This window comes from Gilvimarinus algae, from assembly GCF_030518215.1.
Lineage (GTDB): Bacteria > Pseudomonadota > Gammaproteobacteria > Pseudomonadales > Cellvibrionaceae > Gilvimarinus > Gilvimarinus algae.
On sequence record NZ_JAULRT010000058.1, the window covers coordinates 1 to 332 of the forward strand.

Genomic DNA, 332 nt, shown 5'->3' on the forward strand with positions numbered 1-332 from the left:
ATCCTGATTGACACGTCCGGGATATAGGGCGTGATAAATCCTAGGCGGGTGACACCAAGACTGTGGCCTGCTGCGATGATTGCCGCCAGCGGGTCGGTGACCTTGGCTCGGGGGAACACCTTGTTAACCTGTTGCGCCACGCGGTCCGAGCCAATCACCGTGGCGGCCGACGTACAGCCATAGCCAATTACATCGAAATCAAGCGCGGATGGCAGAAGGCCGGCTGACCTCGGAAGATCGTTCTCCATCCGTGCCAATGTGTCCGGCTGGATCGAGGAGCTCATGGGAATGCGACTGTGATAAAGCGCGACCCCGTCAACATTGGTAAGTCG

At 58.4% G+C, this 332-nt stretch carries 1 protein-coding gene; it reads right to left on the reverse strand.

All coding sequences use genetic code 11. From position 1 onward, the window contains the following. Nucleotides 1-284: hypothetical protein (locus QWI16_RS11320; RefSeq protein ID WP_302713233.1), on the reverse strand; the 284-nt coding region annotated here is incomplete at its 3' end. Nucleotides 285-332: the final 48 nt, after the last annotated feature.